The 10,429-nt window shown below is 71.0% G+C and carries 8 protein-coding genes, 1 rRNA gene and 1 pseudogene; all 10 read left to right on the top strand.

All coding sequences use genetic code 11. The features are described from left to right. The first annotated feature begins 3 nt into the window (after window positions 1–3). Window positions 4–120: ribosomal RNA gene (gene rrf, locus B9C99_RS25075) — 5S ribosomal RNA — on the top strand. Window positions 121–821: 701 nt separating this feature from the next. Continuing rightward, window positions 822–1,601: pseudogene (locus tag B9C99_RS26395) on the top strand (tetratricopeptide repeat protein); the annotation flags it as partial. Further along, window positions 1,598–2,629 (top strand): HAD-IIA family hydrolase, encoded by a 1,032-nt coding sequence (locus B9C99_RS25065; RefSeq protein WP_088899751.1) that lies wholly within the window; start codon window positions 1,598–1,600, stop codon window positions 2,627–2,629. The pseudogene B9C99_RS26395 and the gene B9C99_RS25065, both read left to right, overlap by 4 nt. Window positions 2,630–2,681: 52 nt before the next feature. After that, window positions 2,682–2,912: a hypothetical protein gene (locus B9C99_RS25060; RefSeq protein ID WP_088899750.1), complete on the top strand. Its 231-nt coding sequence runs from the start codon at window positions 2,682–2,684 to the stop codon at window positions 2,910–2,912. A 1-nt stretch (window position 2,913) separates the two neighbouring features. After that, window positions 2,914–3,738: a TlyA family RNA methyltransferase gene (locus B9C99_RS25055; RefSeq protein ID WP_088899749.1), complete on the top strand. Its 825-nt coding sequence runs from the start codon at window positions 2,914–2,916 to the stop codon at window positions 3,736–3,738. After that, window positions 3,735–4,679, top strand: coding sequence for an NAD kinase (locus tag B9C99_RS25050; RefSeq protein ID WP_088899748.1), 945 nt, complete (start codon window positions 3,735–3,737; stop codon window positions 4,677–4,679). The genes B9C99_RS25055 and B9C99_RS25050 overlap by 4 nt, the downstream gene beginning before the upstream one ends. 1 nt (window position 4,680) lies before the next feature. Beyond that, window positions 4,681–6,450, top strand: a complete 1,770-nt coding sequence (gene recN / locus B9C99_RS25045) for a DNA repair protein RecN (protein ID WP_088899747.1) — start codon at window positions 4,681–4,683, stop codon at window positions 6,448–6,450. 84 nt (window positions 6,451–6,534) lie between these two features. Further along, the gene (gene steA, locus B9C99_RS25040; RefSeq protein ID WP_088899746.1) at window positions 6,535–7,719 is read left to right on the top strand and encodes a putative cytokinetic ring protein SteA; all 1,185 of its coding nucleotides are present in this window, start codon (window positions 6,535–6,537) and stop codon (window positions 7,717–7,719) included. Beyond that, the gene (locus B9C99_RS25035) at window positions 7,716–8,666 is read left to right on the top strand and encodes a copper transporter (RefSeq protein ID WP_088899745.1); all 951 of its coding nucleotides are present in this window, start codon (window positions 7,716–7,718) and stop codon (window positions 8,664–8,666) included. Before steA ends, B9C99_RS25035 begins: the two co-directional genes overlap by 4 nt. 159 nt (window positions 8,667–8,825) lie before the next feature. Next, window positions 8,826–10,429: CTP synthase (locus B9C99_RS25030; RefSeq protein ID WP_088899752.1), on the top strand; the 1,604-nt coding region annotated here is incomplete at its 3' end.

Raw genomic sequence — 10,429 nt, 5'->3', positions numbered from 1 at the left:
AGTTACGGCGGCCATAGCGACAGGGAAACGCCCGGTCCCATTCCGAACCCGGAAGCTAAGCCTGTCTGCGCCGATGGTACTGCACTCGACAGGGTGTGGGAGAGTAGGACACCGCCGAACACCCGTTCCGAAAGGGGACCCACTCGTTTGGGTCCCCTTTCGTGTTTTCATGAGAGGATTTTTCTGTGTCCGACGGCAACGGTGAACGTCGGTCCTTCAGGAGTGGAGGATCCACTCCGTGGTCGGGCCGCAAGAACGAGCGCGAGGAACGCGCCGACGACAGCCGCGGCGAGCGCGCACCCCGCGACCGCGACGAGCGTGGACGCGGCGACGACCGCCGGCAGGGCGGTTACGGATCCGCCGGACGTTCGTCCGGCCGCGACGACCGTCCGCAGCGCGGTGACGATCGGCGCCCGCCCCGGAGCGACGATCGACGACCCCAGCGCAGCGACGACCGGCGTGGCGACGACCGCCGTTCCTTCCAGGGCGGAGACCGCCGGGATCGCGGCCGCGACGATGCTCGCTCCGGTCGCAGCGACCGTCCCTACCGCGAACGCTCCGGAGGCGACGACCGCCCCCGCCGCAGCGATGATCGTCCCCGCCACAGCGACGACCGTTCGAGCCGCGGCGACGATCGCGGTCGGCAGTACGGCGACCGTCCCCGTCAGGGTTCGGACCGTCCCCGCGGTGAGCGCAGCTACGGCAACCGCGACGATCGCCGCGGTGGCGACCAGCGCGGCAGTGATCAGCGCCGTGGTGGCGACCAACGCGGCGGCGGCGACCGGCGAAGCTACTCCGGCGACCGCCGCGGCCCTCAGTCCGGTGACCGCCGTGGCGAGGGAGCACCCCGTCGTCGTGGCGGTGAAGGTGGATTCGGTCCGGGTCGCGGGCGCGAAGGCATCGCACCGCAGCGTCGCGACGCCCGTCCGGACGAGCCGGACATCCCCGACGACGTCGAGGCCTCCGAACTCGACCCGACGATCCGCCGCGACCTGCTGAGCCTGGACAAGTCGAACGCGAACACCGTCGCCCGGCATCTGGTGATGGCCGGTCGTCTGCTCGACGACGACCCCCGTGCTGCGCTCACCCATGCTCGCGCCGCACGCCAGCGCGCCGGCCGCATCGCGGTCGTCCGCGAGGCCGCCGGCATCACCGCCTATCACGCCGGTGAGTGGGCGGAGGCGCTCTCCGAGCTCCGCGCAGCACGCCGCATGTCCGGTGGTACCGGACTGCTCGCCGTCATGGCCGACTGCGAACGCGGTCTCGGTCGCCCCGAGAAGGCGCTCGAACTGGGCCGGAGCGAGGAAGCTCGCAAGCTGACCGGTGACGAGGCCACGGAGCTGCGCATCGTCCTCGCCGGTGCCCGCATGGATCTCGGTCAGTACGACCAGGCCGTCGTGACCCTGCAGACGCCGGATCTCGATCCGGAGCGGACCGGTACGCCGGCGGCCCGTCTCTTCTACGCCTACGCCGACGCACTCGTCGCGGCCGGGCGAACCGAAGAAGGCCTGCAGTGGTTCCTGCACTCCGCAGGCGCCGACATCGAAGGCGTCACCGACGCCGAGGAGCGGGTGGAGGAGCTCACCGGAGAGGCGCCGTGACCGACGGCACCGACCTCTCTGCCGGTACGGCCTCCAGCGACAGCCTGCGTCGGATCTACGACGTCCTGCTGCTCGACCTCGACGGCACCGTCTATCGGGGCGCCGAACCCGTCCCGGGTGCCCGCGAGGCGCTGGCCGCCGGTGACGACACCGTTCTGTACGTCACGAACAATGCCAGCCGTCGGCCGTCGGAGGTCGCGCTGCACCTGCGGGAACTCGGCTTTCCGGCCGACGACTCGTCGGTGGTGACGAGCTCGCAGTCCGCTGCGCGCTTGCTCGCCGAGCGGTTCCCGGCCGATGCGCCGGTGCTCGTCGTCGGCACCGAGGCCCTGGCCGAGGAGGTGGCCGGTGTCGGCCTCACCCCGGTCCGGTCCGCGGACGCGCATCCGGTGGCGGTGGTGCAGGGGCATTCCCCGGACACCGGATGGGCGATCCTGGCGGAGGCGACGCTCGCCGTCCGCGCAGGCGCCCTGTGGGTGGCCACCAACGTCGACTCGACCCTGCCCACCGAGCGCGGACTCGTCCTCGGCAACGGCTCGATGGTCGCGGCGGTGCGCAACGCCACCGGCGCGACCCCGCTCGTGGCGGGCAAACCCGCAGCTCCGCTGCTCGAGGACGCGATCCGTCGCGGCGGTGCCCGTCGTCCCCTCGTCATCGGTGACCGGTTGGACACCGACATCGAAGGCGCCAACGCCGTCGGTGCGGATTCTCTGCTCGTGCTGACCGGGGTCAGCACCGTCGACGATCTGCTGCGGGCTCCGGCCGAGCAGCGCCCGACCTACGTCGCGGCCTCGCTCGCGAGCCTCGACCAGCCGGCCGACCGGCTGCGCGTCGCACCGCACGACTCGTGGGACGTCACGGTCGACGGAGGTGATCTTCACCTCGCCGCCGCGCAGTCGGCGGCCGATCCGATGGAGGCGCTGCGGGGTCTGCTCGACATCGCCTGGGCCAACCCCGGATTCGGGCAGGTCCATCCGGTGGACGAGCGTGCACGGTCCGTCGTGGACGCGTGGGCGGCGACGGTCTGATCCGCACCGGAGGGTGTGGCCCGGTCGCACCCATCGACTAGCGTGGACGGCGATGAGCACGCCGATTCCACGTCCGGGCGAACACCTTCCCGGCGCACGCCCCACCGTCGATCCCGCACACGTCCGCGAGGAGGTCGACGCGTTGCTGGCGCGTGTCCGCGAGGGCGCATCCGTCCCCGGTGCCGAGAGCACCGACCAGTCCGTGCTGCTCGAGCACGCCGACCTGCTCGAACGAGCCCACGAGGTCCTCGTGCAGGCCTTGTCGACCGTGGACAAGATCTGACGTGGCACGCCGGGCACGCGTCGACGCGGAACTGGTACGGCGGGGTCTGGCGCGCTCGCGTGAGCATGCCAGCGAACTGATCGCCGCAGGTCGGGTGCTGATCGCCGGCACCGTGGCCTCCAAACCGGCGACCGCCGTCGAACCGAACACGCCGTTGATCGTCACCGAGGTGAGCGACGAGGTCTCCTGGGCGTCCCGCGGTGCCCACAAACTCCTCGGCGCCCTGGAGGCGTTCACGCCGCAGGGGCTGCAGGTGTCGGGGCGTCGCTGCCTCGATGCCGGCGCGTCGACCGGCGGTTTCACCGACGTGTTGTTGCACGAGGGTGCCGCGGAGGTCGTCGCGGTCGACGTCGGTTACGGCCAGCTGGTCTGGCGCCTGCAGTCCGACGAGCGTGTCCACGTGATCGATCGAACAAATGTGCGTAGCATCGACGCGGAGACGATCGGCGGGCGCGTCGACCTGGTGGTCGCGGACCTGTCGTTCATCTCGCTGAAGTTGGTGTTGCCGGCGTTCGTCGCCTGCGTCGCCTCCGGCGGCGACCTGCTGCCGATGGTCAAACCGCAGTTCGAGGTGGGCAAGGACCGGGTCGGCAGCGGTGGCGTGGTGCGCGACCCGGCGCTGCGCACGGAGGCGGTGCTCGACGTCGCGCGCGAAGCGCAGCGGCAGGGCCTGCGCACCCTCGGAGCGGTGGCGAGCCCGCTGCCCGGGCCGTCCGGGAACGTCGAGTACTTCCTGTGGCTACGGGCCGCAGAGCCGGGGCCGGAGGAACTCGACCCGGCAGTGATCGAACTGATCGAGCGTGCGGTGCAGGAAGGACCACAGTGAGCGAAGAGACCGTCGCGGTCGACGCGGCGCGATCGGGCCGGGAGATCCTGCTGGTCTCCCATTCGGGGCGCGACGAGATCGCCGGCACCGCGCTGCGGGTCGCGAAGATCCTCGGTGAGGCCGGCATCGGTCTGCGCACCCTCGACGACGAGGCGGTGAGCAACGGACTCGGCGTCCTCGCACTGCCGGGCAGCTTCATCAGCGTCGTCGAACCGGGACCGGAGGCGGCCGCCGGCTGCGAGATGGTGATCGTCCTCGGCGGCGACGGCAGTTTCCTGCGGGCCGCCGAACTCGCGCAGTACTCGGCGGTGCCCGTCCTCGGGATCAACCTGGGCCGCATCGGGTTCCTCGCCGAGTCCGAGGCCGAACACCTCGAGGAAGCGCTCATGCAGGTGGTGCGCCGCGAATACCGCGTCGAACAACGCATGACCCTCGACGTGACGGTGCGCATGGACGACGAGGTCCTCGACCGCGGGTGGGCGCTCAACGAAGCGAGTCTCGAGAACAAGTCGCGGCTCGGGGTCCTCGAGGTGGTGCTCGAGGTCGACGGCCGTCCCGTCTCCTCGTTCGGCTGCGACGGTGTCCTCGTCGCCACCCCGACGGGCTCGACGGCCTACGCCTTCTCGGCCGGCGGACCGATCGTGTGGCCCGAACTCGAAGCGCTGCTGGTGATCCCGAGCAACGCACACGCACTGTTCGCGCGCCCGCTGGTGACCAGCCCCGAGTCGATCATCGCGGTCGAGACCCTCGCCGGCGGCCACGACGGAGTGGTCTTCTGCGACGGTCGCCGCATCATCGATGTCCCGGCCGGGGCCCGGCTCGAGGTGGTGCGAGGATGCGATCCGGTCCGCTGGGTGCGGCTGGATTCGGCACCGTTCGCGGATCGAATGGTGCGCAAGTTCGAACTTCCGGTGAAGGGCTGGCGGGGAAGGAAACTCTGAGATGCTCGCAGAGATCCGGATCGACAACCTGGGTGTGATCTCCGAGGCGTACGCGCGCTTCCACGGGGGACTGACGGTGCTCACCGGCGAGACCGGTGCCGGCAAGACGATGGTCGTCACGAGCCTGCACCTGCTCTCCGGGGTGCGCGCCGACCCCACCCGGGTGCGGGTCGGTGCCAACCGCGCCGTGGTCGAGGGCCGCTTCGAGATCGAACCGACGCCCAGCCACATCGAACAGCAGATCGCCGAACTGCTCGAGTCCACCGGTGCCCAGCGTGACGAGGACGGCAGCATCATCGCCGTGCGCACCGTCGGCAGCGACGGCCGCTCCCGCGCCCACCTCGGGGGACGCAGCGTGCCGGTGGGGGTGCTGTCCGAGTTCACCGGGCCGCTGCTGACCGTGCACGGCCAGAACGACCAGTTGCGGCTGCTGCGTCCCGACGAGCAGCGCGCCGCGCTCGACCGGTTCGGCGGCAAGACCGTCGCCGGTCTGCTCGACCGTTACCGCACCCGGCGGCGCCGCTGGCTCGAGGCCCGCGCCGAACTGCAGGAACGCACCGAACGGTCGCGTGAGCTCGCGCAGGAGGCCGACCGCCTGCACTTCGGTCTCGACGAGATCGACCGCGTCGCACCCGAACCGGGGGAGGACACCCGCATCGTCGACGAGGTGCGGCGCCTGTCCGACCTCGACTCGCTGCGCGAGGCCGCCACCGTCGCGCACAACGCCCTCGCCGGCGACGACAGCGGCGACGCCGACGCGTACTCGGCGGCACTCGACCTGCTCGGCGAGGCCCGCGCCCGCCTCGAGGGCTGCGACGATCCCGCCCTGCGCGAACTCGGTCCCCGCCTCGGGGAAGCGATCGCGGTGGTCACCGACGTCACCGGTGACATCTCCGGTTATCTGTCCGACCTGCCGTCCGACCCGAGCGCCCTCGAGACGCTGCTCAACCGGCAGGCGGAACTGAAGAACCTCACCCGGAAGTACGCCGCCGACATCGACGGCGTGCTCGAGTGGGCGCGCGAGGCCCGCGAACGCCTGTCCGGTCTCGACGTCTCCGCGGAGGCGATCGACAAGCTCGCCGCCGAGGTCGACGCGGAGGCCGCCGCGACCGCGGAGGCCGCCACCGCCCTGTCGACGGCGCGGCACAAGGTCGCCGGCAAACTCGCGAAGGCCGTGAGCAAGGAACTGTCCGGCCTCGCGATGGGACGCGCCGTGCTCGACGTGCACATCGCCGACCGCGCGGCCACCGCGAGCGACACCGCGCCGCTGCAGGTCGGCGACCGGCTCCTGCACGCCGGCGAATCCGGGATCGACGAGGTGGAGTTCCGGCTCGCCCCGCACAGCGACGCCCCGGCCCGCCCCCTCGCGCGTAGCGCGTCCGGCGGTGAACTCTCCCGTGTCATGCTCGCCCTCGAAGTGGTGCTCGCCGGTTCCGAACGCGGCGCGACGATGGTCTTCGACGAGGTCGACGCCGGGGTCGGTGGTCGCGCCGCCGTCGAGATCGGCCGGCGACTCGCGCGCCTGTCGCGCACCCACCAGGTCATCGTGGTCACCCACCTGCCGCAGGTCGCGGCGTTCGCCGACACCCATCTCGTCGTCGACAAGGTCGACGACCGGGCCGGGGTGATCAGCAGCGGGGTGCGCACCCTCAGCGAGGAGGAGCGGGTCACCGAACTGGCCCGCATGCTCGCCGGGCTCGACGACACCGAGACCGGGCGCGCGCACGCCGAGGAACTGCTGGCCGTCGCCCACGCCGAGCGCACCGGCTGACCTGCCCGGGGCGCCGGGTGATGTTCACACGACTACCGGCGCGCCTCCACAACCTCACTCGTATACCGGCGCATCATCTCTTGCATGAAGATGCCGGCGCTGCTGTCCCGTAACAACGAAACGTTGCCCGGAGTGAGTGGCATTGCCCGGGTCGACAGGAACACCGCGAAACTGCTGCGCCGGATCGGTCCCGGCGACGTGGTCGTCCTCGACGCCATCGACCTCGACCGCGTCACCGCCGACGCGCTCGTCGAAGCGGGCGTCACCGCGGTGATCAACGCGTCCCCGTCCATCTCGGGCCGGTACCCGAATCTCGGTCCCGAGGTGATCGTCGCGCACGACATCGTGCTCGTCGACAACGTCGGCACCGAGGTCTTCAAGAAGATCAAGGACGGCGCGAAGGTCCGGGTCCACGAGGGCGGCGTGTACGCGGGGGAGAAGCTGCTCATCGAGGGCGACGAGCAGACCGACATCGAGATCTCCGACCGCATGATCGAGGCGCGGACCGGGCTCGTCGACCACCTCGAGGCGTTCTCGGGCAACACCATCGAGTTCATCCGCTCGGAGAGCCCGCTGCTCATCGACGGCGTCGGCATACCCGACATCGACCTGGACCTGCGCGACCGGCACGTCGTCGTCGTCTCCGACGGCCCCGGCCACGTGCAGGACCTCAAGGACCTCAAGCCGTTCATCAAGGAGTACTCACCGATCCTGGTGGGTGTCGGCCCCGGCGCGGACGCCCTCTCCAAGGCCGGCTGTCGCCCCGATCTCATCGTCGGCGACCCCGACGAGATCGGCACCTCCACCCTCAAGTCCGGCGCCGAAGTGGTGCTGCCCGCCGACCCGGACGGCCACGCCCCGGGTCTCGAGCGGATCCAGGATCTCGGCATCGGCGCGATGACCTTCCCCGCCGTCGGCACCCCCACCGACCTGGCGCTGCTGCTCGTCGAGCATCACGGTGCGGCGCTGGTGGTGACCGTCGGCAGCACCGTCTCGCTCGACGAGTTCTTCGACCACGGCCGCCGCGACACCAATCCGTCCGCGGTGATGACCCGCCTGAAGGTCGGACCGAAACTCGTCGACGCGAAGGCGGTGGCCACCCTCTACCGCAGCCGCGTCTCGGGCGGCGTGATCGCCCTGCTCGTCTTCGCGGCCCTCATCGCCGTGATCGCTGCGCTCGCCGTGTCCAACCTCGGTGGCGACGTCGTCGAACTCGCCCGTCAGTGGTGGGAGTCCGCCGTGGAGTGGATTCGGGGTCTGCGCGCGTGATCTCGATGCGCCATCACGTCGTCTCCCTGGTGGCGGTGTTCCTCGGCCTGGCGGTCGGGATCGTGCTCGGCTCCGGGTTGCTGGCCGACAGCGTCGTCTCCGGCCTGCGCGACGACAAGGCCGAACTGCGCCGCGAGGTCCAGGAGGCCGAGGACCACGGCAGCCGGCTCGAGGCACAGCTGCTCGCCGCCGACGGGTTCGACTCGACCATCGGCCCGCGGATCGTGCGCGACGAACTTCTCGACCGCACCGTCCTCCTCGTGACCACCCCGGACGCCGCCCCCGAGGACGTCGACGCCGTCGTCCGCTCCGTCGGTGACGCCGGCGGCCGGGTCACCGCCCGGATCGCGCTGACCGACTCGTTCGTCGACGCCTCCGGCACCGACCAGCTCCGCACCACCGTCACCAACGTCGTGCCCGCCGGGGTGGAACTGCAGACCGGCGCCGTCGACCCCGGCAGCCTCGCCGGGGATCTGCTCGGCGCGGTGCTGCTCGTCGACCCGGGCACCGGACAACCGCGCAGCACCCCCGAGGAACGCACCCTCGCCCTGACCACGCTGCGCAGCGGCGGTTTCATCACCTACGAGGACGCCCAGGTCGAACCGGCCCAGAGCGCCCTCGTCGTCACCGGCGACCACAGCGGCAACGCCGAGCGCGCCGGCAACCGCGGGTCGCTCATCGCGCGCTTCGCGGGGGTCGTGGACGGCCGCGGCGCCGGCGCGGTGCTCGCCGGCCGTACCGGGGCAGCCGAAGGCAACGGACCGATCGCCGTCGTCCGGGCCGATGCCGCGCTCGCCGCGGGCCTGTCCACGGTCGACAACCTCGACCGCGAATCGGGACGCCTGACGACGGTCCTGGCGCTGCGCGAGCAGTACGACGGGGGCAGCGGCCGGTACGGGACGGGGCCGAGCGCCACCGCCGTCACCGTCGGCTCCCCGGCCCGCTGAGCGTCGCCGCCTGTGACGTCGATTGCACCGGGGGTCCGCAATCGCGAGTCGGGTACGCGCCTGCCCACGGAGGTGTTACCGTGAAGTTCCGTGGGTCGGCAGGCCCCAGCTGTATCGCATCAGTCCAAAAGTCCTGCACCTGACGTCACGGGAGCTTCTTTGCCACAGTCACGCCACTCGCGTACCCCTACCAAGCACATCTTCGTCAGCGGGGGCGTCGCGTCCTCTCTCGGCAAGGGGCTCACAGCGTCGAGCCTGGGCACTCTGCTCACCGCACGCGGCATGCGCGTGACGATGCAGAAGCTCGACCCGTACCTCAATGTCGACCCCGGCACGATGAATCCGTTCCAGCACGGTGAGGTCTTCGTCACCGAGGACGGCGCCGAGACCGACCTCGACGTCGGCCACTACGAGCGCTTCCTCGACCGCGACCTGACCGCCGACGCGAACGTCACCACCGGCCAGGTGTACTCCACGGTCATCGCCAAGGAACGCCGCGGCGAATATCTCGGCGACACCGTGCAGGTCATCCCGCACATCACCGACGAGATCAAGCGCCGCATCCTCGCGATGGCCGCGCCCGACTCCGAGGGCCAGACCCCGGACGTGGTGATCACCGAGATCGGTGGCACCGTCGGCGACATCGAGTCGCAGCCCTTCCTCGAAGCCGCCCGCCAGGTGCGCCACGAGGTCGGCCGCGACAACTGCTTCTTCCTGCACGTCTCGCTCGTGCCCTATCTCGGGCCGTCCGGTGAGCTGAAGACCAAGCCGACCCAGCACTCGGTGGCGGCGCTGCGCAACATCGGTATCCAGCCCGACGCGCTCGTGCTGCGCTGCGACCGCGACGTGCCGGCCTCGCTCAAGGCGAAGATCTCGCTGATGTGCGACGTCGACGTCGCCGGCTGCATCTCCTGCCCCGACGCGCCGAGCATCTACGACATCCCGAAGGTGCTGCACAGCGAGGGACTCGACGCCTACGTCGTGCGCCAGCTCGGCCTGCCCTTCCGGGACGTCGACTGGACGGTGTGGGGCAACCTGCTCGAGCGGGTCCACAACCCCCGCGAGACCGTCGAGGTCGCGCTCGTCGGCAAGTACATCGACCTGCCCGACGCCTACCTGTCGGTCACCGAGGCGCTGCGCGCCGGCGGTTTCGCGCACCGCGCGAAGGTCAGGATCCGCTGGGTCGCCTCCGACGAGTGCGAGACCGAGGCCGGTGCCGAGAAGCACCTCGGCGACGTCGACGCCGTCCTGATCCCCGGCGGCTTCGGCATCCGCGGCATCGAGGGCAAGCTCGGCGCCATCCGGTTCGCCCGCACCCGCCGGATCCCGCTGCTCGGCCTGTGCCTGGGCCTGCAGTGCGTCGTCATCGAGGCCGCCCGGTCGGTCGGCATCGAGGACGCCTCGTCCACCGAGTTCGATCCCGACACCACCGCCCCGGTCATCTCCACGATGGCGGACCAGGAACAGGCGGTCGCCGGTGAGGCCGATCTCGGCGGCACCATGCGTCTCGGCGCCTACCCGGCCGCGCTGAAGAAGGGCTCGGTCGTGGCCAGGGCCTACGGCAGCGAGCAGGTCTCCGAACGGCACCGGCACCGCTACGAGGTCAACAACGCCTACCGCGACAAGATCGCCAAGTCCGGTCTGGTGTTCTCCGGCACCTCCCCGGACGGGCGGCTCGTCGAGTTCGTCGAGTACCCGGCCGAGCAGCATCCGTTCTTCGTCGCCACCCAGGCGCACCCGGAACTCAAGAGCCGGCCCACCCG

This window comes from Rhodococcus sp. BUPNP1 (genome assembly GCF_002215235.1).
Classification (GTDB): Bacteria; Actinomycetota; Actinomycetes; order Mycobacteriales; family Mycobacteriaceae; genus Rhodococcus.
The sequence above is the reverse complement of the archived record's forward strand: the minus strand, read 5'-3'. Positions and strand labels throughout refer to the sequence as shown.